Source organism: Aquabacterium sp. CECT 9606, from assembly GCF_918741295.1.
Lineage (GTDB): Bacteria > Pseudomonadota > Gammaproteobacteria > Burkholderiales > Burkholderiaceae_C > Aquabacterium.
In genome coordinates this window covers 40,066-64,963 of the sequence record NZ_CAKKNB010000004.1, presented here as the reverse complement: position 1 = coordinate 64,963, position 24,898 = coordinate 40,066, and the positions used below count along the sequence as shown (strand labels likewise).

Here is a 24,898-nt window from a genome sequence, read left to right as displayed (position 1 = left end):
TTATTCCTTGGTCAGCCGCTGAAAACCCGCGTGGTGTTTTGGCGTGTCGAGCACAGTGCACTCGAGGTCCGAGGCCAACTCGGCGAACACCTTGGTCACGGCTGTTTCATACTGGTCGAGTTCCGCCGCCCCGTGGGCGAACGATGGCTTGAATTGCCGGAAACCCAGGAAGCCTTCCTGGAGCATCTCGATGGTGAAGCGAGTGTTCATGCCCATGGGGTGCCGCGCCTTGAAGGCGAAGGCAGCCAACGATGGCAAGCCCGTGACGCCCACCTCCAGGCCGCTGGCTGCCGCGGCCCGCCGCCAGATGTCTTTCACTCGGTTGCCGGTGGCGATGAGGTGCTGATCGACCGACTCGCGCTGGTACTTCTTCAAGGTGGCCAATGCCGCGGCGGGCCCGACGCGGTCCGTCCAGTTCGTACTTGAAATGAAGGTGGTCTGCGCCGCCTGCATGACCTTCTCCGTGCCCAGGACGGCCGACATGGCGTAGCCATTGGCCATGCTCTTGGCGAACACGGCGATGTCCGGGTGCACACCGTAGTTGCGGTGGATGCCCCCCGCACACATGCGAAAGCCGCTGGTGATTTCGTCGAACAGCAAGACCGCCCCGATCTCCGAAGCCAATTCACGCAGGTCTTTCAGGTAACCTGCGGGAGCATCTTCGCCCCGCGCCGGCTCGATGATGATGGCGGCGATCTTGTTTTCCTGGCCCTTGACCTTGTCCCGCAGGGACTCGATGCTGTTGGCGTCGAAAGGAATGGCCGTGCCGGCAAGTCCTCTTGGCACGCCATTGGGCTCTAGGCCAGGCATGAGTTGCCCATCCAGGCCCTTGCCGTCGGCCAGGTTGGCCGCCAGGTACCAGTCGTTCCAACCATGATAGCCACTGAACAGCACGGTGTCGCGCCTGGTGTGCGCGCGAGCTATGCGCACGGCCAGACCCATGGCCTCGCCGCCGCTGCGCGCATAACGAACCATGCCGAACCACGGGTGCAAGGCCATCAAGGCTTCCGCCAGTTGAACCTCTTCCGGGCAATTGAGAGAGCTGTTGACGCCGTTGCGCAAGGCGGCGACTACCGCGTCATCCACCTCGTCGTCGGCATAACCAAGAATGCAGGCACCCACCGCCATGATGGACATGTCGATGAACTCCCGGCCGTCCAGGTCCCACACGCGACAACCCTTGGCCTTTTCGTAATACGCCGGCCAGACTTCGGGCGCGAACATCTCTGGCCGCTTGGACAGCAATTGTGTCCCGCCAGGGATGAGTGTCTTGGCATGGTTGTAAAGGGCCACGCCCTGGCTCTTCTTGAGTTCTTCAAGGCTGTACATGACGTTCCTTGTCTGTTTGGAGTGACTTGAGGTAGCCTGCATTGCGAACGATGTCGCTGTTGATGCCGGCCAGTTCAGGCTCGGCGTCCAGCAGGGTCAATACCTCGCTGGCCATGAATGGCGGCGCCTTGTCGCGGTACAGGCGCGTGAAGACGGCCTGCAAGAATTCAAGGTCACGCGGCTCGTCCAGCGTCCAGCGGTGGTGCGACAGGCCTGTGAACTTGGTCAGGCCGCCGCTCTTGAACAGCCCGGGCTGCTTTTCGATGAAGGGCCCAACGTGTTCACGTTCGGAAGGCAAGGTCGCCTCCTTCCACGCACGCTCAATGGCGGAAAAGGCGAACACCGTGCAGTCCAGTCCATCAGGGAACTCGCCCGCCAGGCCGAAAAATTCGAAACCACCAGCCAGGTAGCCCTGCACCACCTCATCGACGATGGTCGGGTCGATGGCAGGGCAATCCGCGGTGATGCGCACGATGGCATCGGCGGCATGGAGCCTGGCCGCCTGGTAATAACGGTCCAGCACATCGTGCAGGCTGCCTCGATAGCAGGCAACACCCCGCTCAAGGCACCACTGCTCAATGGCGTCATCGCTGGCATCATGCGAGGTCGCCACCACAATCTTCTGGATGGTCTGGCAATGCTCGATGCGGCTGACGACATGCTCAAGCACTGGCTGGCCCGCCAGCGGCATGAGCACCTTGCCAGGCAAGCGGGTCGAGCTCATCCGTGCTTGGATGATGGCGACAACGTTCATAGCGTGTTCCATTTCGAGGGGTTGACCAGGCTTTCGTCATCGACCCCGATGGCCGGCCATTTGGCTGGGACAGCGGCATGGGCCGCCCCAGCCAGTTGCCTGAACTGGTCCAGGCTGTCCACGCCGACCACGATTCTGTCGATCTGCGCAAAGGTGCGCACGAATCCAAGGCAAGCCTGTACGGCGGGACAGCCACTGGCGGCCAGCCAGGCATGCCAGGCATCCCAGGTTGGCGCCCAGGGAGAGAACTTGCCGGGAATGCCGTCTCGGGGCATCAACAGCAGGCCCTGCAGAAAAGCGGAGCGCACATGCACTTCCACGCCGGTCTCGTGCAGTTTCTGCAGCCAGCCGCTGGTCTGCAAACGCCGGTCGACCAGGCTGAAAGGCGCCTGCACCAGGTCCACCGGACAGGCTTGAAACACGCTGTCCAACTCCGCGGGCGAATAGATGGACACGCCCAGCTTCTCGACCAGGCCTTTTGCCTTCAAACGCTGGAGGGCCCGCGCCAGCTCAGGGCCTCGGGGGCCTGAAAGTTGATGCGGGCGGTGCAGCAGCAAACTGCGAACGGAAGGCACCCGCAAGCGTCGCAGGCACGCCCGCACCTTGCCCTGCACCCATTCGTCGACATCGGTGACTTCGTCAGGCAGGGCCGACAACTTCGTGACGATCCGGAAATCCGACACGCCGCATTCCCCCAGGCAGGCTTCGCTGTCGCCATAGTCCATGGCGGTGTCCAAGGTGTCGATGCCTTGCTCCCGCGCCAGCGCGAGGATGCGTCCGACTTCGTCCAGCGACACCTGACCCGACTGGTTCGCAATGCCATAGTTCATGCCGAACTGGGCCGTGCCCAGCGCGATCAGCGGTGCGGTCATGGGGCCAGCGCCTCGCTCAATGCGCTGACCACCTCGTCCTGCTGCGCTGGCGTTAGTTGGGGGTACATGGGCAGACTGATGGCCCGCGCATAGTAATGCTCGGCCTGTGGGAAGTCGCCGGGCTTGAAGCCCAGTCCCCGGTAGTAAGGCTGGGTATGAACGGGGATGTAATGCAGGTTCACGCCAATGCCCTGCGCCCTCAGGGCGTCGAACACTTGGCGGTGGGTTTGGCGGATCCTCTCCAACTGCACGAGAACGACGTACAGGTGCAGGCCGGAATAGCTGTCAGGGCGCCGCCAGGGGCACATCACCGGCAAGCCTTCCAGCAAGGCATCGTACCGGTCGGCGATGGCATGCCGACCGGCCACATAGGCATCCAGGCGGGTCATCTGGCTCACACCCAACGCGCCTTGCAGCTCGGTCATCCTGTAGTTGAAGCCCAGGTCGATCTGCTGGTAATACCAGGGGCCATCGGCCTCGTGCGTCATGTGGGTCGGATCACGCGTGATGCCATGGCTGCGCAACAAGGCCATCTGGTGCGCCAGGTCAGCGTCATTGGTCACCGCCATGCCGCCTTCGGCGGTGGTCACGATCTTGACCGGGTGAAAGCTGAAGATGGTGATGTCGCTGTAGCGGCAAGCCCCAATGGGTTCGTCCTGGTAGCGCCCACCGATCGCGTGGGAGGCGTCTTCAATGACCTTGAAGCCGTACTGTCTACTCAGTGCGCGGATGCCCTCCATGTCGCAGGGTTGGCCGCACAAGTGCACGGGCACCACGATCTTGGGCAAGACCCCGAGCTTGTCAGCCTGAGCCAGTTTCTCAGCTAAGCGCTCCACGCTCATGTTGTAGGTGAGCGGGTCGATGTCCACGAAATCGACCTCGGCCCCGCAATACAAACCGCAGTTCGCGCTGGCGACAAAGGTCACCGGTGTGGTCCACAGGCGGTCACCGGGCCCCAGCCCGAGGGCCAGGCAGGCAATGTGCAGGGCCGATGTGGCGCTGTTAACTGCCACCGCATGGCGAGCACCGCAATAGGTGGCCACCGCTTGCTCGAACATCGGGACGGCCGGCCCCTGAGTGAGGAAGTCCGAGCGCAAAACGTCGACAACCGCATCGATGTCAGCCTGTGTGATTTCTTGGCGACCGTAAGGAATCATGAGTTCAGATCTTCCCGATCGTGTCGCGGTTCTGCTCGATCCAAGTACTGAGCCCTTCCACACTCATCCACTCGGGATTGGTATCGGACGAATAAGTGAAATCGGGCGCCACCAGCTTGCCCCCGTTGATCCGCGCCGCGTCCTGACTCCAGTTGTGGATGGCAGGCAAAATCTTGTAGTACGAGTCGTACTCGTAAGTATGGGGTGCGTCTTCGGCACCGATCATCTGCTCGTGCAGTTTCTCACCAGGGCGGATGCCCACCACCTCATGCGCCGCCCCAGGTGCCACGGCCAGGGCGATGTCCGTCACCTTCATGGAAGGGATCTTCTTGACGTAGATCTCACCGCCTCTCATGTCGTCGAAAGCGTGCCAAACCAGGTCGACCCCTTCTTCCAGCGTGATCATGAAGCGGGTCATGCGCTCGTCGGTGATGGGTAAGGACCCTTTGCTCGCCTGTGTCAGGAAAAATGGGATCACCGATCCACGCGACCCCATGACGTTGCCATAACGCACCACCGCAAAGCGCGAGTCCTGCGTACCGCTGTACGAGTTGCCCGCGATGAACAGTTTGTCGGAGGCCAGCTTGGTGGCCCCGTAAAGATTGGCCGGGCTGCTGGCCTTGTCCGTGGACAGAGCGACCACACGCTTGACGCCTTGGTCGATGCAAGCATCAATCAGGTTCATGGCCCCAATGATGTTGGTCTTCACGCACTCGAAGGGGTTGTACTCAGCCGTGGGCACGATCTTGGTGGCGGCCGCGTGCACCACGAAGTCGACTCCTTTCAAGGCACGCGCCAGCCGATCCTTGTCGCGCACATCGCCAATGAAGAAGCGCACCCGCTCATCATCCTTGTACAGCTTGGCCATCTCCCATTGCTTCATTTCATCCCGGGAGAAAATAACCAACCGGCGAGGGTTGTATTTCTTCAGGGTCATGGGCACGAATGTGTGCCCAAATGAGCCGGTCCCGCCAGTAATGAGAATGGATGAATTATTTAGCATGGTAATTAGTATTCAGGACTTCAGACCAAGTGCGCCATGGCCCGGCTGATGCCCCCTGTGCACAGCGCGCTATTGTAGCGCCGACCTCCTCAGGCTCACCCATGGCCACCCTGCGGTGCGCGAGCCCCGATGGGATCGGTTTAGCAAACCGCCTGCCCATCAAGACCACCACAAGCTGCTTTACCTCTTGTTGCAACCCGCCGAAGTCACCTCACTCAGTGAGATCTGCTCCAATAAGCGGGCCATTCTCGGGCCCACAGGATCAGAGGCAATGGGCACAGCCCGTTCTGAAAAGATTTTTTTCAACCACTCAGCATTGAATGTTGCCCCAGATTGGACGAAGGTATTAGGCACCCCCCGAATCTCAGGAAATGCATCCGCTTTGTGCTGGTCGGCGGGCGGCGTGATCCAAATGGTTCGGTAGCCCCGCAGCGCGGCCTCGTATAAAAATGTGGAGTAATGCCCCACGAACAAGGTTTGGGACGTGTCCAGCTTGAATACCTCATCCTTGCGACCCAACGCCAGAGCAAAAGGCAGCCCATCCAAATTCGAAAGCTCCTGCGGATGAGGCCTCAGGTAGAAATCCACACCCAGCTCCTGGCACGATTTGAAAATCGCATCAATGGCGGCTCTCTTATCCTTGAAACGTAAATCATCGCTGCTGATGAAATACAAGGCAGGCTTGTTTTGAGATACCAGGCCGTCCACGGCATTGCCCACATCGAAGGGGGCGCCCAATATGGGCAGCCGAGCGCCTGGCCGTTTTGCCGCCGTGAGAACTTCCTGGTAAGCCTGGCTGTACACCGCTTCCAAATGGTTGCGGTAACCCGGGTAGATCGATGACGACAGATAGTCATGCCGCAGCAGGCCATGCTGCAAACCCACGATATTCAGGTCCGTCAACTGCGACAAGGTGACCAAAATTGAATTCTGACCATAATAATCATGATTGGTGATGAATACCTGATCAGCCAGGGCGCGCACGTTCCTGGAAATCCAGCGAAGCAAAACCCGCAAAAACATCTTGCGCAAGACGTCCGGGTACAAACCTGGAAAGTGAATCAGTTGGTAAATGGCATCCAGTTCGGCCAAGGAATCGCCACGGACCAAATTGCGCGCCTTGCTGCTGGGACACACAATGGGCACGTCGGTGTGCGTCCGAGTCTGCTGGACAATCTGATTCTTACCAAAGGACACGAACACATAATTACCTCCTGCGCGCCTCCAGTGGCTTGGGAAAAAAGAGGCCAGCAAACCTTTGGTCACGATCGACCTTGATTTTTTGGCGCTGACCGCGGGAGGAGTTTCCCGTCTGGCCACTTCCGCGAGCACCTGCTTGCGCCATTTCAGTTCCAGCCGGAAAAAACTCGCCCAGTTTCCACCTGGCAACGTCAAGGGGAACACTTGCATCGCGATGCCCTAAGCTTTGCTCGACATGCGAATTTTGTGATCGGCGATGCATTTTTCTCGGGCGGCGACTGCGTAGGGCTTAGCCCGCCTGGACGACGCGGTACTGTGCTCATGCATTCTCCAGTGGTACAGAATCTGGGGAATATAGATAATCTGCTGAGCATCCAGCCGCTCCGAGCACCGAAGTACCAGATCGTGATCTTGCGCGCCCTCGTAACCGACGCGGAAGCCGCCCAACGCGCGGACCAATTCGGTGCGGTAAACCCCCAGGTGGGAGATGTAATTGTGGATTTGCAACCTGTCCGGATCCCAGCCACCTTTTTTTGTCGGACTTTCGCGCAGATTCTCGGCGTCGATCTTGTCCTCGTCCGAGTAAAGCAAGCCCGCCTTCGGGTGCTGGCCGATGGCCTCGGCCATTTCCAGCAAGGCGTTGGGCGTAATGAGGTCATCTTGGTCCATCAACGCCAGGAAGGGGCCACTCGCCAACTCGATGGCCGAATTCGAGGCGGCAGAAATATGGCCGTTCTCAGACCGGAAAGCCACCTTGATGCGAGCATCTTTCAGAGACCAGGCGGACAGCGCCTCGCGTACCTCGCGCCTTGGTGAGCAGTCATCAGCGATGCACAACTCCCATTCCTGGTAGACCTGGCCACGGATGGACTCGATCGCCTGGTCCAGCCAGTTCAGGTTCGCGTTATAGACCGGCATGATCACCGAGATCAAGGGCCGGGGCACCAGACGCCGGTATCGCTCGGCGAAGCCCATCAGACGCTCGGAGGTGGGCGCGTCGTTTTCACGCACCCATTGCTGGTAAGCCAGGCGAGCGGGTGCCCTGCGGCGGCGCAATCGCCGCGCGTTGGCATCCCGAACCATGTCGGCAAATCGTGTAAACAGTTGGATCATGGCCATAATCAGGGTTGCCATCATGCCATCACCCACGGCAAGCAGACTCGGCGGCATGGTCGATAATCACCCACCGAACCGAGAGCCCCGTGACCGATGAGCATGTTGACCGATTTGAGCAGACAGACCAGCCACCTGCACGACGCGACCCTGATCGCCGCAGGCGGCCCACCAGTCGCCACGGTCGGCGCTGCACCGGGCAATGATCGCGCCGCACTACTTTGGCATTGGATCGCCACCAACCACTTTTTCAACAGCAGCCTGTGGGCCGAAGAAGACCTCGCTCGCCGCACCACCGTCAGCGACACCGAGATCGCCAAGAACAAACGCGCCATCGACAAGTACAACCAGGCACGCAACGATGCCACAGAGCGCGTTGACGAAATCCTTCTGACCGAACTCGGCCTGGTTGACGCAGCCTCCGCGCAAACCGACTCGCCCGTGGCCAAAGTGCCCCCCAATGCCCGCCTCAACAGTGAAACCGCCGGCAGCATCATCGACCGCATGTCCATCATGGCCTTGAAGATCCACGCCATGCGCGCTCAGACGCAACGCACCGATGTCGACGACTCCCACCGCCAATCCAGCGCCGTCAAGTTGGACAAGTTGCTCCAGCAGCGCTCCGACCTGGGCGCGTGCCTGGATGCCCTGATCGCCGATACACAAGCGGGCAAAGCCTATTTCAAGGTCTACCGCCAGTTCAAGATGTACAACGACCCCCGCTTCAACCCCGCTCTGGTGGCCGAACGCGCCGCAAGCCAAGGCCAGGCGTGAGGGTCCTGATCGTCAAGACCAGCTCCATGGGCGACGTGGTTCATGCCCTGCCCGCCGTCAGTGACATGGCCCGGGCCATCCCTGGACTGCAAGTTGACTGGCTGGTCGAAAAAAACTTCTCGGCCATCCCCGCCCAGCACCACGCGGTGCAGCGGGTGATCACCCTCCAATGGCGCAAGTGGCGCAAATCACTGCGATCTGCCGAGACCAAGGCCGCGCTAAGCCAATGGCGCGCCGAGATGAAGCAGCAACCCTACGACCTGATCATCGACATGCAAGGTCTGCTCAAAAGCGCCGGCTTTGCGTGCTTCGCCCAGGGACCACGCGCAGGCTACGACTGGCACAGCATCCGCGAACCACTGGCCAGCCTGTTCTACCAAAGGCGCGCCCATGTTTCACGCCAACTGCACGCAGTAGACCGTTGCCGGCAACTGGCCGCGCAGGTACTTGGTTACCCATTGCCAAGCACACCACCCGACTTTGGCATGCGCCAAGCGGACCGGTTCTGGCGCCCCGCTGAAGGCCCATATGCCGTGCTCATCCCCTGCGCCAGCCGCCCTGAAAAGCTTTGGCCTCAAGCCGACTGGATCGCAGTAGGGCGCCACCTTACCAGCCAGGGGCTGGCCATCGCGGTGATGTGGGGCAGTCCGCAAGAACAACAACGCGCCCAGGAAATCGCACAAGCCACGGGGGCCATCGTGCCGCCCTTCCTCACAGTGGCCGAAGCCGCCAATTGCCTGGCCCACGCCCAAATCGTCGTCGGCCTGGACACTGGCCTGACCCACCTGGCTGCCGCCAGCGGACGCACTACCATTGGCATCTATTGCGACCACGAACCTGGCCTGGCCGGCGTCACCGGCCCCGGGCATGTTCAAAGCCTGGGCGGCAAAGGCCAGGTACCGTCCATCCAAGCCGTGCTCAACGCAATGGCTGTCGCCCCCTGATCATGGATTACAAAGACGCCTCCCAAAGACTGCTCAGTTACGCACGCCCCCAGTGGCGCATGCTGTCCACCGCCCTGCTGTTTTTCATCCTGGGCTCAGCGGTCGAACCCATCCTGCCCGCGATGTTCAAGAAGCTCATCGACTCAGGCTTCAAGGAAGGCATGGACTACCCGCTTTGGGCCGTGCCCGTCGTGGTGATTGGCCTGTTCATCATCCGCGGCGTCTTCAATTTCGGCGGGGCCTACGTGATGAACTCCGCCACGTCGACCATGGTGCTGAACCTGCGGCGCGACTTGATGCGCGCCCTGCTCAAGGCCGATGCGCACCTGTTCACCACGATCAGCCCAGGCCTGGCGGTCAGCAAGATCATCAACGATCCGCAGCATGCGTCCACCGCCATGGGGGGCGCCATCGTGTCCATCGTCCGGGATGCCTCGACGCTGCTCTTCCTGGTCGCCTACCTGATCTACCTCAATCCCGAACTAACGCTGATCTCATTCATCTCCATGCCCTTGCTGGGCATCAGCGTCAAGCTGGTGCGCAAGCGCCTGGCCAAGGTGGGCGAAGCCGCTTACCTGGCGCAGCAAAGCCTGGTGGGCACGGTGGACGACAACGCCCGAGCCTGGCGCGTAGTGCGCACCTTCGACGCCACCGAGTTCGAGTTGCGCCGCTTCGAGCAGCAAGCCATCCACCACCGCCGCATGACCATGAAGCAGGTGGCGGCCAGTTCAATGGTCACGCCGATCACGCAGATCGTCGCGGCCATCGGTGTGTCCATCATCCTGACACTGGCGCTGTACCAAGCCCAGAACGGTGCCTCCACCGTCGGCGAGTTCGTTTCCTTCATCACCGCGCTGTTGATGACCATGTCCCCCATGCGTCACCTGACCGATGTGTTCCAGCCCATCACGGGTGCCTTGATCACAGCCCGTGGCGCGTTCGAGCTGATCAATGCGCCACCAGAGCCTGACCTGGGGACCGCCGAGATGCCGGTCTGCCACGGCAAGATCGATTTCAACAACGTTTACCTTCACTATGAAGGCGCTTCCAACCCCGCCCTGGCCGGGCTGAACTTGAGCATGAAAGCCGGGCAAACCATTGCCCTGGTCGGCTCATCGGGCGCCGGCAAATCCACGGTCGTCAACACCTTGCTGCGTTTTGCCTACCCGACCAGCGGCCAGATCCTGCTGGACGACACGCCCATCGACACCCTCAAGCTGGCCAGCCTGCGACGCCATTTCGCCGTGGTCTCGCAAGACATCGTCCTCTTCGAAGGCTCCATCGCCCAGAACGTGGCGTACGCCAGCCCCCATGGCCTGGACCGCGCCAAAGTCGAAAACTGCCTGAAAGCCGCCAACCTCTGGAACCACGTCCTGACCTTGCCAGAAGGCATGGACGCCGCCGTCGGCACCAATGGCAGCCGCCTCTCCGGTGGCCAGCGCCAGCGCCTGGCCATCGCCCGGGCCCTGTACCGCGACGCCGCCGTCTGGATTTTCGACGAAGCCACGTCTGCCCTGGATTCCGAATCCGAGGCCGTCGTCCAGCGTTCCATCGAAGACTTGCGCGGTAGCAAAACGCTGATCCTGATCGCCCACCGCCTCAGCACCATCCGCAACGCCGACTGCATCTATGTCATGTCCGAAGGCAAAGTGGTCGAGCAAGGCACCCACACCGAACTCATCGCCCGGCAAGGTCTTTACGCCGGCATGGTGAAAATCCAGACAGCCGATTGAACCTGGAACCGCGATAATCCAAGGGGATTAGCGGTCTTTTGTGGTTTACAGACGGTATTGAATCGGGGATGATTTATTAAATGGTCGATAACACCCTGGTAGAAGCTCCCGGATCCGGATCGTTGACTGGCGTGGCCCGTGTATTGGTCAACGCCGGCAAACTCGACGTCAAATCCGCCGGCGACCTCACCCGCTCGGCCAAAGACCAGAAGCGCAGTTTCATCAGTGCGCTGATGTCCAGCGGCGCCATCTCGGCCAGCGATCTGGCCCAAACCTTGTCCACCTCCCTGGCCGTGCCCGTGCTCGATTTGGCCGCGGTGGATTTGCAGCGCCTGCCCAAAGGCGTGATCGACAACAAGCTGTCGACCCAGTACCAGGTGGTCGTGCTGTCCAAGCGCGGCAACCGCCTGTTCGTGGCCGGCGCTGACCCGACTGACCAAGAGGCGATCGAACGCATCAAGTTCGCCACCCAGCTGACGCCAGAATGGGTCATCGTCGAGCACGACAAGCTGTCGCGCCTGCTGGAAGGCCAAACCGCCTCGGCCGAAGAGCAGCTCAACGCCCTGACCTCCGGTGATTTCGAATTCGACATCACCGATGACCTGAACAACCCGGCCCAGCCTGAAGCCGCGGACTTGTCCACCGAAGTCGAAGACGCCCCGGTCGTCAAGTTTCTGCAGAAAATGCTGGTCGACGCGATCAACGCCCGCGCCTCCGACTTGCACTTCGAGCCCTACGAGTTCAACTACCGCGTGCGTTTTCGGGTGGATGGCGAGTTGCGCGAAGTCACCCAGCCACCGATCGCCATCAAGGACAAGCTGGCCTCGCGCATCAAGGTCATCTCGCGGCTGGACATCGCTGAAAAACGCGTGCCGCAAGACGGCCGCATGAAGCTCAAGTTCGGCAACAAGTCGATCGACTTCCGGGTCAGCAGCCTGCCCACCCTGTTTGGCGAAAAGATCGTGATCCGGATCCTGGATTCGTCGTCCGCCAAGATGGGCATCGAGGCCCTGGGCTACGAGCCCATTGAAAAAGAGCGCCTGATGAACGCCATCAGCCGCCCATATGGCATGGTGCTGGTCACGGGGCCCACCGGCTCGGGCAAAACCGTGTCGCTGTACTCCTGCCTGAACATCCTGAACCAGCCGGGCGTCAACATCTGCACGGTCGAAGACCCTGCCGAAATCAATTTGCCGGGCATCAACCAGGTCAACGTGAACGACCGGGCGGGCCTGACCTTCTCTGCCTCGCTCAAGGCCTTCCTGCGGCAGGATCCCGACGTCATCATGGTGGGCGAAATCCGTGACCAGGAAACAGGCGACATCGCCATCAAAGCGGCCCAGACGGGCCACATGGTGATGTCCACCCTGCACACCAACGACGCCCCCACCACCCTGACGCGGCTGTTGAACATGGGCATCCCGCCGTTCAACATCGCCTCGGCCGTGATCTTAATCACGGCGCAACGCTTGGCGCGCAAACTTTGCGAGGTGTGCAAAGCACCAGCGGAGTATCCTAAAGAAGCACTGCTGCGGGCCGGCTTCAAAGAGGCCGATTTGGATGGCTCATGGCGCCCCTACAAAGCCGTGGGCTGCTCGAGTTGCAACAACGGTTACAAAGGACGGGTTGGCCTTTACCAAGTCATGCCCATCAGTGAAGAAATACAACGCATCATCCTCCGGCTGGGCACAGCCATGGATATTGCGGAGCAAGCCAAGCGCGAAGGCGTGCGAGACTTGCGCGAAGCCGGCTTGGTCAAGGTCAAAGCCGGCATGACTTCTTTGGAAGAGGTGATCTCGGTCACCAACGAATAGTCAACTAAATCAGATCTGCGCGACGCGCCTCGGAGTTCCCCACATGGCCACGGCAACCGCCTCTACTAAAGCACAAGAATTTGTCTTCGAATGGGAAGGCAAAGACCGCAACGGCAAGGTGGTGCGCGGCGAGATGCGTTCGGCCGGTGAGGCCGTGGTCAGCGCCACCTTGCGCCGCCAAGGCATCCTGGTGCAGAAGGTCAAGAAGCGCCGCACCAAGGGTGGTGGCTCGGTCAAGCCCAAGGACATCGCGATTTTCACGCGCCAGCTGGCCACCATGATGCGCGCGGGCGTGCCACTGCTGCAATCGTTCGACATCGTGGGCCGCGGCAGCACCAACCCCCGCGTCACCAAGTTGCTCAACGACATCCGCACCGATGTGGAAACCGGCACCAGCTTGTCCGCCTCGTTCCGCAAGCATCCTTTGTACTTTGATGCTTTGTACTGCAACCTGGTGGAAGCTGGCGAAGCCGCCGGTATCCTGGAAACGCTGCTGGAGCGCCTGGCCACCTACCAGGAAAAAACCATCGCGATCAAGCAAAAGATCAAATCAGCGCTGACCTACCCCATCGCTGTGCTGGTGGTGGCGTTCGTGGTGGTGGCCGTGATCATGATTTTCGTGATCCCGGCCTTCAAGGAAGTGTTCACCTCCTTCGGGGCCGAACTGCCCGCGCCCACCTTGTTCGTGATGGCCATGTCGGAGATCTTCGTCAAGTACTGGTGGGCCATTTTTGGCGCCATTGGTGGCAGCGTTTACTTCTTCCTGCAAACGTGGCGCCGCTCTGAAAAGATGCAGAAAACCATGGACCGCCTGCTGCTCAAGATGCCGGTGTTTGGCGACCTGATGTTCAAGTCTGCCGTGGCCCGCTGGACGCGCACCCTGTCCACCATGTTCGCGGCCGGTGTGCCGCTGGTTGAGGCGCTGGACTCCGTGGGCGGTGCCGCCGGCAATGCCGTGTTTGCCGAGGCCACCGAGCAAATCCAGCGCGATGTCTCCACGGGCACCAGCTTGACCACATCCATGCAGACGGCCAACCTGTTCCCAGTCATGGTGCTGCAAATGGCCTCGATCGGTGAAGAATCCGGCTCGCTGGACCACATGCTGGGCAAAGCCGCCGACTTCTACGAAGAAGAGGTTGACGAAGCCGTCAAAGCCCTGTCCAGCCTGATGGAGCCTTTCATCATCGTGATCCTGGGCGGCATCATTGGCGGCATCGTGGTCTCCATGTACCTGCCCATCTTCAAACTCGGCCAGGTGGTCTAAAGGCCCATGCAGTTTCATGAACTGTTGGCTATCTTCACCACGCCGTGGGGATTGGCCTTGCTGGGCCTGTGCGTTGGCAGCTTCCTGAACGTCGTCATCCACCGCATGCCACTGATGCTGGAGCGCCAGTGGCGCGCCGACAGCGCGGCCATGCTGGAATTGCCCGTCAAGGAAGATGACACCGCCAAACCGCTGACGCTGTCCAAGCCTGCATCGCGCTGCCCCTCTTGTGGCCACGCCATCCGCTGGTACGAGAACATCCCCTTGGTCAGTTGGCTGGTTTTGCGTGGCAAGTGCTCGGCCTGCAGCGCCCGCATCTCCGTGCGCTACCCCTTGATCGAACTGCTCACAGCCCTGCTGTTCGCGGCTTGCGGCTGGCGTTTTGGCGCCCAGCCCACCACCTTGCTGTGGTGCGGTTTTGTCGCGGTGCTGGTGGCCGCATCGGCCATTGACTGGGACACCACCTTGCTGCCCGACGACCTGACCCTGCCCTTGCTGTGGGCCGGCCTGATCGCTGCCGCCATGGGCTGGACCTTGCCGCTGACCGAAGCGGTGTGGGGCGCCGTGGCGGGTTACCTCTCGCTTTGGTCGGTGTACTGGCTGTTCAAACTCACCACCGGCAAAGAAGGCATGGGCTTTGGCGACTTCAAGCTGCTGGCGGCCCTGGGCGCCTGGCTGGGATGGCAAATGGTGCTGCCCGTGGTGCTGGCCTCATCGGTCATTGGCGCGATCGTGGGCATTGGCATGAAGCTGTCCAGCCGCTTGCGCGAAGGGCATTACGTGCCTTACGGCCCATTCCTGGGTGGGGCGGGCCTGGTGGTCATGCTGGCAGGGCCGCAACGGGTGCTGGGATGGCTGGGCTGGGCTTGAGAAAAATCGGGCTGACCGGCGGCATAGGCAGCGGCAAATCCACCGTCGCGCAAATGCTGGTGGACCTGGGCGCCCACCTGGTTGACCTGGACGCCATTTCACGCACACTCACCGCGCCAGGTGGCGCAGCCATCGCCCACATCCAGCAGCAATTTGGCGCAGACTTCATTGACGCCCACGGCGCCATGAACCGCGCGCGCATGCGTGAACTGGCGTTCACGGATCCCGGCGCCTTGATCCAGCTGGAAGGCATCCTGCACCCCTTGATTGGCCAACATGCCGACCAGCACGCCGACCAAGCCCAACCCGACCAGATCGTCGTCTACGACGTGCCTTTGCTGGCCGAATCGGGCACCCGCTGGAAACAAAAGGTCGACAGCGTGCTGGTGGTCGACTGCCCGGTCGAGACGCAAATTGCCCGGGTGATGGCCCGTTCGGGCTGGACGCGCGAGGCGGTTGAAAAAGTCATCGCCCAACAGGCCACGCGCGACCAACGCCTGGCCGTGGCCGATCAGGTGATCTTCAATGAAGGATTGAGCCTGGATGAATTAAGGCAAGAAGTCCAGAAGGTCTGGCGCCTGTGGAACAATCACGCTTGACTGCTGGTGTCCCAACTTAGCTTAGGTGGCGCGTTGATTCTGTACGAATATCCCTTCAACGAAAGCATCCGCACCATGTTGCGGCTTGAACATCTGTTCAACCGCCTGATTTTGCTGATGTGGCGCGAGCACCCGACCGACCACCACTACGCCCTGGCCACCATCTTCGAGATCATGGACGTGGCCTCGCGGGCCGACCTCAAGGCCGACCTGCTCAAGGAGCTGGACCGCTTCAAATCCCAGTTCATGGGCTGGCGCGGCAACCCCGCCATTCAGGAGGCCGTGTTGGATCAGGTGCTTGGGCGCATTGAGCAAACCCACCACACCTTGCAGCAAGTGCCTGGCAAAGCTGGCCAAACCCTGGCCAGCAACGATTGGTTGATGAGCATCCGCAGCCGCATCAGCATCCCGGGCGGCACTTGTGAATTTGACTTGCCGTCTTACTACGCTTGGCAACAAGAACCTGCCCAGCGTCGTCAAGCAGATTTGCACCAGTGGGCCGCCACGCTCACGCCACTGGCCGAGGCGCTCAAACTGATGCTCAGCCTGTTGCGCGACACCGGCCACCCGCACATGGTGGCCGCGCCCGCGGGCTCCTATCAGCAAAGCTTGAAAGAGAACAAGCCGTTTTTGCTGTTGCGCTTGCGCATTGACCCCAGCCTGGGTTTGGTGCCCGAGATCAGTGGCAACAGGCTCATGGTGGCCATTCGCTTGATGCGGCAGGACATCGAGGGTAAGCTGAAACTCGCCTCTGACATTGACGCGGCTTTTGAATTGACCCTTTGCGCTTGAGTTTTGAGACATGAGTGAAACCCAGCCCGGTGTGGCCAAGAAACAGGTGATGGTGCGATGCCCGTCGTGCGGTGAGACGGTGCCGTACCGGACCGACAATCCGTATCGGCCGTTTTGCAGCAAGGGGTGCAAGGCGATTGATCTGGGGGCTTGGGCGAGTGAGCAGTTTCGGGTTGAGGTGAAGCCCACCACGGAAGACCTGTTGGATAACGACGGCCTGTAAATTAAGTTGTTAAGTTGTAGGCCTGTCATTTACCCTTACTAGAATTCCCCTACTCTTGCAGTCCAGAGAGCGCTCAGAACAGGACATAAAAAATGTGGCATCCGGGGGTATTGGTACTGTTAGCGGTTTTTGCCACAGCCTTATTGGTGTGTTTGGGCCTAATTGCCACCCAGCGTTGGCACGGCAAGTTGACGCTCGACCATGACTTGGAAGGCATCCAGAAAATCCATCGTCGCCCGGTGCCTCGCATTGGTGGCGTGGCGCTGTTCATCGCGTTGCTACTCGGGGGGGGGGCCTGCTGGCTGACCGACAACCCAAGAACAAATCAGATTTTGACCGTGCTAGCATGCGGCATTCCGGCCTTCCTGGCCGGATTAATCGAAGACCTCACCAAGAAAGTCGGCGTGCGGACGCGGCTGTATGCGTCTTTTGCCTCGGCAGCATTGGCTATCTGGCTGCTGAACGCCAGCCTTACCCATCTGGACACGCCAGGCTTGAACAGCCTTGTCGCCCTGGCGCCTTTGTCCGTGCTGTTCACCTGCTTCGCCGTCGGCGGCCTGACCAATGCGATCAACATCATCGATGGCATCAATGGTCTGGCGGCGGGGAGCGTGGTGCTGATACTCGCCGGACTGGGTGCCATGGCCTGGATGCATCAGGACCTATTGGTCCTTGATTTGTGCCTGCTAGGCATGGCCGCGTTGTCGGGCTTCATGCTGCTCAACTTCCCATCGGGCAGGATTTTTCTGGGAGATGGCGGCGCCTACCTATCGGGATTCTGGCTTGCCGAATGCGCCGTATTGCTGTTGGCCAGGAATCCAGCGGTGTCAACTTGGGCCGTGCTGCTTGCATGCGTGTACCCTGTCTGGGAGACGGTATTCTCGATGTTTCGGCGTCAAGTGATCTCGCGCGCCAGCAGTGGCGAACCCGATCAGGTGCACCTGCACCATGTCCTGCTTACATGGCTGAGAACCCATCGGATACGTGGTGCAGACACGCGCCCCAGTTGGAAAAGCCATGGCTTGGTCAGCATGGCCATCTGGATCATGGTGGTGGCATGCCAAATCCCAGCTTTGGGTTTGGCCGACAACTCCGCCTTGCTGGCCTGTGGTGTCGCGGCTTTCGCGGGCATTTATTGTTGGATCTACCAATCTTTGAACTCAAACGCCGACCATGAGACTGAATCGATCAACATCGCCAAGATATGAGATGAGCGTTCAAACTTGCGATAACTCCCTGTAGACCGCGAATGTTTGAGTGAACACGATCTGTTCGTCAAACTTTTCAAGCACCTTCGCTCGACCGGCAACCCCCATGTTCAGGCGCTTGCCAGCATCTAGGAGTTCGGTCAGCGCCCGCACTAATGCGTTGACATCCTTGGGCGGCACCAGCAAGCCATTGACCCCATGTGCCACCACCTCAGTGCACCCAGGCGCATCCGTCGCGATGATGGGCACGCCACACGCTGCGGCCTCCAGCAGGATCCGAGGCACGCCCTCTCCATAGACTGTGGGCAAGACCACCACGTGCACCTGCTTAAGCAGCAACGCCATGTCGGCGACCTGACCCAGGACGCGCACTGCCCCTTCCCGACGCCATTGATCCAGTTGCGGCCGGGAGATCGACGCGGGGCTGCCTGCATCGACATCCCCCGCCAACAGAAATTCCAGCTCAGGCCAAGCGGACGCCATGCGGCGAGCCGCTTCGACGTATTCGCCAATCCCCTTGTCCCACAACAACCTTGAAGCAAGTAGTACCTTGATCCGAGAAAAATCGCGCCTGAGAGGTGGACGAAACCGCTCCGTATCCACCCCCGAGCCCACAATCAATCGGGTGCGATCCTTGTCCACCAGATGTCCTGAACACAGTAGATGGCGGTCGGCCTCATTCTGGAAAATGACACGGGTTTGTCGCCCACCCAATGCCTTTTTGATCGAAAAGGCCACCGAGGGTCGGATGATGCGAGCAAAAAGCGTATTGGAAGAAAACACATAGCCCAACCCCGCGATCGCGTTCACGACCGAATCAATCCCGGCCAACCTTGCCGCGATGGACCCATGAACGACTGATTTGATCGTGAAGTGATGCAGCAGATCGGGTTGCTCGCGCTTGTAGATCCGCGCCAAACGCAGGATCACTGCCACTTCTCGCAGAGGGTTCAGACTGCGCCTGTCCATGGTTAATGGAACATGCCTGAAACCCGCTGCAATGATTTTCTCCACATGGGGTCCTGGCGGAGAAACCATCACCACGTCGATGCCCTGCTCGCGCAGGTAAGAAGCTAATCCCAGCCTGAAATTGAAGAGATACCAATCCGTATTGGCGAAAAACAAAACCTTCATCGCCGGGTCCGCTCCAACCAAGCCTGGAACATTAAGACGTCCCATAGGTGCTCCGCCCAATTGCGCGCGCCGGAAAGATGCTGAGTCCATTTTTCCCGGATGGGTGCGGGATGGAAATACCCTTCATTTTTCAAGCGAACCGGGTCCAGCAAGGACTCAGCCCATTCCCGCAACGGCCCCCTCAACCATGAATCAATCGGAACGCTGAACCCCATCTTGGGACGCACGATCAAGTCCTTGGGTATGTATTGCTCAAGCAACTTACGCAGAATCAATTTGGTTTGGCCGTGTCCCAGCTTCATTTCCATCGGAAAACACCATGCAAACTCCAAGACACGGTGGTCCAGGAAAGGAATCCGGGTTTCCAGAGAAACGCTCATCGCGGCTCTGTCCACCTTGAATAGAACGTCGTCCGGCAAATAGGTCAACGCATCCAAGGCCATCATGCGGGAGACACCATTGACACCATGCAATGCCGCCAATCCATCGGTCAGCAGCGTGGCAGGTTCGCGACCGCCGATGACCACCGAAGCAGGGTCTTTCCAATGGGATACCAGGCCCCGATATAATTCGTCCACCGAAGAACTGCTCAGCACAGCAGCACCTTTGTGGAGCTTATCGCCCAAATTAGCCACGCCTGCCAACCCGCCCCGGGCAAGCCCGAGGTTTGAGAAAAAGCTGTTCCAGCCACCTGGCGAAATGGTGGTCAGGCATTTGGCAAGCACCTGCCTCAATGGTCGGGGAACACGCTCCAAATCACGCCATAACTGGGATGTGATCTGGTACCGGTTATAACCAGCAAACACTTCATCGCCACCGTCTCCCGACAAGGCCACCGTGACATGCTGGCGCGCCAGTCTTGACACAAGGAAGGTAGGAATCTGGGAGGCATCCGAAAACGGCTCATCGTAAATATCCGGCATCAGCGGAATGACGGACAATGCCTCTTTCGCGGAAATATAAAGCTCGGTGTGGTCCGTACCTAGATGATTGGCGACCTCCTTGGCCGCAATGGCTTCGTTGTAGGATTGCTCGTGAAAACCGATCGTAAATGTCTTGACCCGTGTGGCAGATTGCGCCTGCATGAGCGCTACGATGGAAGAAGAATCGACGCCCCCCGACAGGAATGCGCCCAAGGGCACATCGGCCACCATCTGCTGGGAGATCGCGTGTCTAAGCAAGACATCCAATTCATGCATGCCCTCATGTAAGCCGCCTTGAAAAGGGCGCTGTGCTGCTTTGAAGGCGGCGTGGGCGGCCGACCAGTAAGCCTCGATGCGCACCTGCCGGTCATTCAGCGATACCGTCAGTATGCTGCCGGGCTCCAGCTTGAACAGCCCTTCATAAATGGAATAAGGCGCCGGAATGCAACTGTGCCTCAATTGAAGGCAAAGAGCATTGCGATCGATGGTTCCCTGAAAATTAGGGTGCGCACGCAGGGCCTTGAGCTCTGAAGCGAATAAAAAGGACCGCTGGTCTCCCTGACCTTGCCAGCCATAGTACAAAGGCTTCTCACCGAGGCGGTCTCTGGCCAGCATTAACTGTTGATCAAGTTGATCCCACATGGCAATGGCAAACATGCCCACAGCACGCACCAAGGTATTCTTAAAACCCCAAGCCTCGAAACAAGCCAATAGGGTTTCCGTATCAGAATGTCCTTTGAAGGAGATGGTATTTCCAGTGGCGAGGAGTTCCTGTCGAAGCTCCAAATGGTTATAAATTTCACCATTGAACACCAGAACGAATCGCCCACTAGTGGATATCATGGGTTGATGCCCTTCTGGGGAACGATCCAGAATGGACAGCCGCCGGTGCGCCAAACCGATTTGGTGTTCGATGCGGTACCAATATCCCCCACTGTCGGGACCCCGATGGAAAAGCGTTGCACCCATTTTTTGAAGCACGGCTTCGGACGCGACCGAATCACCGGCTACCAACCCCCCCATGAAGCCGGAAAGCCCACACATTATCTTTTGCCCTTTATTGATACTTTGATTTTTGTATCACAGGCATCGCTGCCAACCCCAGTCATGGCATAAATTTTGAGCCAATGCTGCACGATAATGGAAAGGGAGAAATTTTCCCGGACCCGTTCTTTCGCGGATTCTCCCTGCCGAGCCAGACACTGGGCATCCGTGTTGGCTGCGTCCATCATCGCGTCACCCAATGCAGTCACGTTCCCTGGCTGGACCAACCAGCCTTCATTTCCCAGCACCTCCGTGACACCGTAGGCAGCCGTGGCAACCACGGGTCGCTTGCAAGCCATTGCTTCCGCAATCACCAGGCCGAACCCTTCCCAGCGAGATGACAACACGAAAACATCGGCGGCGCTAAGCAGTTGTGGAACGTCCGACCGTGTGCCTAAGAAAACGACTTTGTGCGACACGGCCAAGTCAAGCGCCATCCGCCTGAGCATCGCCTCCAACGGCCCACTGCCAACGATCCACAAAACCGCCTCGCGGGTAGCCTGCACCCGCGCAAAAGCACTCAGGAGCGTGGGATAGTCTTTCGCTTCAGTCAGGCGTCCGATCGCCAGAAATACAGTGGTCGAAGGCGCTTGCAACAGGTCGCTTCTGAGGGCCTCGCGCGCTTGAAGATTAAATTGAAAATGTTCGGTGTCGATCCCGTTGTAGACCACGGCCAGCTTGTCCGGGGGTGCCGCTCGACGGCTTCTAAAGGCCTCGGCAGCGGCTTCGCTCACATTGGTGGTCAAGTCTGAGAACCGATCGGTCCAGCGGTAGGCCCACATCCACAGCCGGCCACCATCGTTCGAAGTATGCGATGTCGAGATCAAACGTGACATCGGGGTGACCAACCGCAAAAGGCGTGCAAAGAGGTTCGCATGCCTCATGTGGCTGTGGACGACGTCTGGTTTGAACGCCTGCAACAAGGCCCGCGCTCTGGCGATGCTTTTCACTACATCGACGGGCGATTTCCGCATGCCCAAAAGGTGGAGGCCAACCTGCGGTCGGCTGGGCTGAATCACGGACTGCCCAGTCAGGACCAAGATGAGAACTTCATGACCCTCATCTACAAAACGATCCGCCAGATCAACCACCTGTCGCTCCGCCCCCCCCATGCCCAGTCCTGTGATCACGAGGAGGATCTTCATGACCCAAGCCCCCCCGCATCCAAGGATCTGGATCGGAATATAGCTGGGCCGGCCGACAAGATGCCAAACAAGAACCACAGCCAGGGATACCAATAGTTGGAGATGCCTCCATAGACCAAAATGGCAAAAAGAAGGGAGAAAATGAGAAAAGGTTTATGCTCATGATCAAAGACCGCTATCCGCCAGAAACCCGACAGACACATCACCGTATAACACAGCAATCCAAAAAGGCCATTTTGAAAAAGCGCCAGGGCTGCCAGTGAAATCACCGACGGCAATCCCCGATATGTGAAATACCCCGGTCCCAGGCCAAATACGATTTGAGGCAAATCGGATTGCTTGAAGTATGCAAGCGAAGCTTCGAACTGAGGCAATCTTCCATTGAAATCCTCGGTCTTGTTCGTCACCAGCGTCGTCAGATCTATGTCGAATACCAGTAGAAACAGCGCATACACCAGCACGCATAACATGACAATCCAAAAGAGCCTGACCAGTGCCTTGTCGAACTGCCCTTTCATGAAAAAAGAAGCTGTGAGCGCGGACACAATCGAAAATATGATGCCGCTGGTGCTGAAGGTGAACAACATAGCTAAGCAAGCCATCCCGACAAGAATCTTGGGATAAAGATTCGACCATTTTCCGTGCATGAATGCTAGCGCAAGGGGCGTCATGGTGCCAAGGTAAAGCGCGTAGTGCCCGGACTCTTCCGCCAGCGACCGAGCTCGCAACACTATACCGCCATAGGTGGCGTCGTAATCTGCCGTGGAAAATCTGGGGATAAAAGACAAGGGCTCGTACCCATAAACCATGCCTATTGAAAACTCGACATAGGTGAATAGCATGGAAAACACAAGGCCCGCCACCAAGCCCTTGAACACAGGCCGGGCATCATTAAGCAGCAACTCTTTGGGAATCAGATAAAAAACGAAGAAAACAAAGAAATAAGTGATCGAATGCGTGATGAACTTTTCTTCCAGCAGGAAATGAGCATTCACCACCGCGGACAACAGGGCTGGAACAACAAAAGTCAAAAATACGGTAAGGTCGAATATGCTGAACCGATGCATGCCCTTGAAAAGCAACACCAAAAAGACCAACATGCCGATCATGGAGGGCAGATTCAACCAACCGGACACCGCCAACACGCTGGTGAAAGGCAGGGCGAAACCATATGCATAGGCTAGCAGATTCACTCGCCCATTCCTTTTGGACCAGACGGCTCGTAACTGGAGCCCAACTTCGACCTGATGGCATCGGACACGCTCCGAGGAAGCAGGGACACCACCCCCATCTTGGTCAGCGATTCACAAAATCGAAGCCAAGAGGTGATCCGCCCCATGCCGTGCCTGCGAGCGATGCGGCGGGTTTCAAGGAAGGTTTTGACGCCGCCGCTGGCGCCGCCCAGCCTGAAATTTGAAAAGGGCTCAACCACTTTCACGCCTTTGAATCCACGTTCAACCACGCGGCAGATGTACTCCAGATCGGCCGACAGGCGGTAGGAGACGTCATACCCACCAATGACCTGAATGACTCGCCGCCTTGCATAAAAGGTTTGATGAGCAAATGGCATGCGGTAGGGAAGCGCCTTTTCCACAGACTCTTCGGCCCGTTTCTTTCCAATAACCGATCCAGAAGCGTCCGCGACGAAAGCGTCCGCATAGGAAAAATCACCGCCGTTTTGCAGGGACTGGACGACAGCCTCAATAGCATGGCTTTCAAGCCAATCGTCCGCATTTAAGATGCCGATGAATTCGCCCGTCGCCCGGTTCATGCCCTTGTTCATCGCCTCATAAATACCGCCGTCGTTTTCGCTCACCCAAAAAGCAATGCTGTCACTGAACTTCTTGATCAAGTCCACCGTGCCATCCAAGGAACCGCCATCAATGACGATGTGCTCGATATTTGCATAGGTCTGGGCGCGCACACTGCAAATGCATTGTTCTAAAGTGGCCACCCCGTTATGAACGACAGTGACGATACTGACTTTGGGCAGTTCTTGGGTATTCGCCATCACAAGCACATCGCATCTTGGTAGGTGTGTGCGTACGCCCGCCCCACCGCATCTTTCTGGCAAGAATTTACGACGTCATCCGGGGGCAAATACATGGAGGGTGTTTGTGTGACGGCATTCAAACCCTCGATGATGGCGGAAATGGACCGTTCGTTCACGAGTTTCGCGTTTTGGTAAAACTCCTGCCGTGCATATCGCTGATCGGCGATCAGCAAGCCTGATCTTGAAGCGGCTGCCTCCAGCAGGCTGATTGGCTGCGTTTCATGGTGACTTATCAAAGCAAAACAACGTGCATCGGCATATAGATCGGCCAACGCCTTCGAGGCCGCAGGCAAGCCTTTGATCCATCGTACATGGTGGGTGCGGTCGATCACCGTCTGGAGGTCTGCGGCATACGCTTCTTCTCCAGGCAGAACATTCCCCACAAGCACCAAATCCAGCCCTGCGCCCGCACAGGCCTTGGCCAGCATCAATTGATTTTTCCTTGCGCAAACATTTCCGACCGAAAGCACATACCCCATCCCTTTATGTTCCCCGCGCTTGTCGAGTCGAAAAAAAATCGGCGCGATGATGTTGGGTATCACTTTGACTCGTTCCAGGTCAAAACCATACAGCCAATGCGCAGATTGCCGCTGAGCGGCATTCACCACAACCAGTATGTCGATCTGGCTGAGCAACTCCCGCTGCATGAGGGCTCGGCCATTAAACAAGGCCTTGACCCTTCCCGCCAGAGCCCGTGGACCGACATAAGGCAGCAGTGCGGTCATAACGATTTTCTTGCCGGATTTTCTGGCCCAATGAACCGCGCTCAGGTGATCCGGCTCCATACCCCACACATGCAAGATGTCGAAATCTGAATCAAGGCTCCACGGATTTAGTTTTTCCGCACGCACCCCCACCGCCTGAACGGCATCCAAGGCATCCAGCATCTGGACTTCAAATCCACCAAATGCAAAACAATGGGGTTGCAGGGGCACAATTCTGACTCGCAT

At 58.8% G+C, this 24,898-nt stretch carries 23 protein-coding genes; 10 read left to right on the top strand and 13 right to left on the bottom strand.

Features of this window, described 5'->3' with window-relative positions:
* The 7 genes from LQ232_RS17560 to LQ232_RS17530 form a co-directional block, all read right to left on the bottom strand.
* Positions 1-1,329: an aminotransferase class III-fold pyridoxal phosphate-dependent enzyme gene (locus LQ232_RS17560; protein WP_230181694.1), complete on the bottom strand. Its 1,329-nt coding sequence runs from the start codon at positions 1,327-1,329 to the stop codon at positions 1-3.
* The gene (locus LQ232_RS17555) at positions 1,316-2,083 is read right to left on the bottom strand and encodes a cytidylyltransferase domain-containing protein (RefSeq protein ID WP_230181693.1); all 768 of its coding nucleotides are present in this window, start codon (positions 2,081-2,083) and stop codon (positions 1,316-1,318) included. The genes LQ232_RS17560 and LQ232_RS17555 overlap by 14 nt, the downstream gene beginning before the upstream one ends.
* Complete coding sequence (locus LQ232_RS17550; RefSeq protein ID WP_230181692.1) at positions 2,080-2,955, bottom strand: aldo/keto reductase; 876 nt, start codon at positions 2,953-2,955, stop codon at positions 2,080-2,082. The genes LQ232_RS17555 and LQ232_RS17550 overlap by 4 nt, the downstream gene beginning before the upstream one ends.
* Positions 2,952-4,112, bottom strand: coding sequence for a UDP-4-amino-4,6-dideoxy-N-acetyl-beta-L-altrosamine transaminase (pseC, locus tag LQ232_RS17545; protein ID WP_230181691.1), 1,161 nt, complete (start codon positions 4,110-4,112; stop codon positions 2,952-2,954). The genes LQ232_RS17550 and pseC overlap by 4 nt, the downstream gene beginning before the upstream one ends.
* Before the next feature lie 4 nt (positions 4,113-4,116).
* Positions 4,117-5,115 carry a UDP-N-acetylglucosamine 4,6-dehydratase (inverting) gene (gene pseB / locus LQ232_RS17540; RefSeq protein WP_230181690.1) on the bottom strand — a complete coding sequence of 333 codons (999 nt, stop codon included), beginning with the start codon at positions 5,113-5,115 and terminating at the stop codon, positions 4,117-4,119.
* Positions 5,116-5,295: 180 nt separating this feature from the next.
* A complete protein-coding gene (locus LQ232_RS17535; protein ID WP_230181689.1) occupies positions 5,296-6,525 on the bottom strand; it encodes a hypothetical protein in 1,230 nt (409 codons plus the stop codon).
* A 9-nt stretch (positions 6,526-6,534) separates the two neighbouring features.
* On the bottom strand, positions 6,535-7,485 hold the full coding sequence (locus LQ232_RS17530) for a glycosyltransferase (protein ID WP_230181688.1): 951 nt from the start codon (positions 7,483-7,485) through the stop codon (positions 6,535-6,537).
* Between the two features lie 45 nt (positions 7,486-7,530).
* Here LQ232_RS17530 and LQ232_RS17525 point away from each other — a divergent pair, with 45 nt between their 5' ends.
* The 10 genes from LQ232_RS17525 (at position 7,531) to LQ232_RS17480 (ending at position 17,649) form a co-directional block, all read left to right on the top strand.
* Complete coding sequence (locus LQ232_RS17525; RefSeq protein ID WP_230181687.1) at positions 7,531-8,202, top strand: DUF4254 domain-containing protein; 672 nt, start codon at positions 7,531-7,533, stop codon at positions 8,200-8,202.
* Positions 8,199-9,146, top strand: a complete 948-nt coding sequence (gene waaC, locus LQ232_RS17520) for a lipopolysaccharide heptosyltransferase I (RefSeq protein ID WP_230181686.1) — start codon at positions 8,199-8,201, stop codon at positions 9,144-9,146. The genes LQ232_RS17525 and waaC overlap by 4 nt, the downstream gene beginning before the upstream one ends.
* Before the next feature lie 2 nt (positions 9,147-9,148).
* Complete coding sequence (locus LQ232_RS17515) at positions 9,149-10,879, top strand: ABC transporter ATP-binding protein (protein ID WP_230181685.1); 1,731 nt, start codon at positions 9,149-9,151, stop codon at positions 10,877-10,879.
* Between the two features lie 80 nt (positions 10,880-10,959).
* Complete coding sequence (pilB, locus tag LQ232_RS17510) at positions 10,960-12,693, top strand: type IV-A pilus assembly ATPase PilB (protein ID WP_230181684.1); 1,734 nt, start codon at positions 10,960-10,962, stop codon at positions 12,691-12,693.
* 43 nt (positions 12,694-12,736) lie between these two features.
* Entirely contained in the window at positions 12,737-13,957 is a 1,221-nt protein-coding gene (locus LQ232_RS17505) for a type II secretion system F family protein (RefSeq protein WP_230181683.1), read from the top strand.
* Positions 13,958-13,963: 6 nt separating this feature from the next.
* On the top strand, positions 13,964-14,827 hold the full coding sequence (locus LQ232_RS17500; protein WP_230181682.1) for an A24 family peptidase: 864 nt from the start codon (positions 13,964-13,966) through the stop codon (positions 14,825-14,827).
* On the top strand, positions 14,809-15,426 hold the full coding sequence (gene coaE, locus LQ232_RS17495; RefSeq protein WP_230181681.1) for a dephospho-CoA kinase: 618 nt from the start codon (positions 14,809-14,811) through the stop codon (positions 15,424-15,426). Before LQ232_RS17500 ends, coaE begins: the two co-directional genes overlap by 19 nt.
* Before the next feature lie 33 nt (positions 15,427-15,459).
* Entirely contained in the window at positions 15,460-16,218 is a 759-nt protein-coding gene (gene zapD / locus LQ232_RS17490) for a cell division protein ZapD (protein ID WP_230181680.1), read from the top strand.
* Positions 16,219-16,228: 10 nt separating this feature from the next.
* Positions 16,229-16,441, top strand: a complete 213-nt coding sequence (locus LQ232_RS17485) for a DNA gyrase inhibitor YacG (RefSeq protein WP_230181679.1) — start codon at positions 16,229-16,231, stop codon at positions 16,439-16,441.
* Positions 16,442-16,533: 92 nt separating this feature from the next.
* Complete coding sequence (locus tag LQ232_RS17480) at positions 16,534-17,649, top strand: glycosyltransferase (RefSeq protein ID WP_230181678.1); 1,116 nt, start codon at positions 16,534-16,536, stop codon at positions 17,647-17,649.
* Between the two features lie 9 nt (positions 17,650-17,658).
* Here LQ232_RS17480 and LQ232_RS17475 read toward each other — a convergent pair whose 3' ends face one another.
* The 6 genes from LQ232_RS17475 to LQ232_RS17450 are packed head-to-tail and all read right to left on the bottom strand — an operon-like array spanning position 17,659 to position 24,898.
* Positions 17,659-18,783, bottom strand: a complete 1,125-nt coding sequence (locus tag LQ232_RS17475; RefSeq protein ID WP_230181677.1) for a glycosyltransferase family 4 protein — start codon at positions 18,781-18,783, stop codon at positions 17,659-17,661.
* On the bottom strand, positions 18,780-20,750 hold the full coding sequence (asnB, locus tag LQ232_RS17470; protein WP_230181676.1) for an asparagine synthase (glutamine-hydrolyzing): 1,971 nt from the start codon (positions 20,748-20,750) through the stop codon (positions 18,780-18,782). The genes LQ232_RS17475 and asnB overlap by 4 nt, the downstream gene beginning before the upstream one ends.
* A complete protein-coding gene (locus tag LQ232_RS17465; RefSeq protein ID WP_230181675.1) occupies positions 20,750-21,895 on the bottom strand; it encodes a glycosyltransferase in 1,146 nt (381 codons plus the stop codon). The genes asnB and LQ232_RS17465 overlap by 1 nt, the downstream gene beginning before the upstream one ends.
* Complete coding sequence (locus LQ232_RS17460) at positions 21,892-23,088, bottom strand: hypothetical protein (RefSeq protein WP_230181674.1); 1,197 nt, start codon at positions 23,086-23,088, stop codon at positions 21,892-21,894. Before LQ232_RS17460 ends, LQ232_RS17465 begins: the two co-directional genes overlap by 4 nt.
* Positions 23,085-23,906 (bottom strand): glycosyltransferase family 2 protein, encoded by an 822-nt coding sequence (locus LQ232_RS17455; protein ID WP_230181673.1) that lies wholly within the window; start codon positions 23,904-23,906, stop codon positions 23,085-23,087. The genes LQ232_RS17460 and LQ232_RS17455 overlap by 4 nt, the downstream gene beginning before the upstream one ends.
* Complete coding sequence (locus LQ232_RS17450; RefSeq protein ID WP_230181672.1) at positions 23,906-24,898, bottom strand: glycosyltransferase family 4 protein; 993 nt, start codon at positions 24,896-24,898, stop codon at positions 23,906-23,908. Before LQ232_RS17450 ends, LQ232_RS17455 begins: the two co-directional genes overlap by 1 nt.